This window comes from Staphylococcus schweitzeri, from assembly GCF_002902405.1.
Classification (GTDB): Bacteria; Bacillota; Bacilli; order Staphylococcales; family Staphylococcaceae; genus Staphylococcus; species Staphylococcus schweitzeri.
In genome coordinates, this window is record NZ_PPQS01000045.1 from 1 (window position 1) to 270 (window position 270).

1 protein-coding gene is annotated in these 270 nt (G+C 40.7%); it reads right to left on the reverse strand.

Annotation, left to right across the window (positions count from 1 at the left end; all coding sequences use genetic code 11):
- Positions 1–270: E domain-containing protein (locus tag CD116_RS11070; protein WP_206168531.1), on the reverse strand; the 270-nt coding region annotated here is incomplete at both ends.

Sequence of the window (270 nt, forward strand, 5' to 3'; positions counted from 1 at the left end):
TCGAACGGTATTTCTACTGTTTTTGTTTCTGGTGTGCCTGTTTTTGGTCCGTGCTTAGTCACATCATCCACTGGCTCTTCAATCACTTTTCCTGTGTCTGGATTCTTGATTCCTGGTTTACCTGGTACTTTTTCCGTTTGATCTGTTGGTAAGTTTGGATCGAAGATATCTTTATGACCTTGCGGTATTTTCTCGCCACCAAACTCTACAATCTTATCTACTGGTTGTTTTGTGATTTCTTCTGTTGGTTGACCCTCACCAACTTTTTCA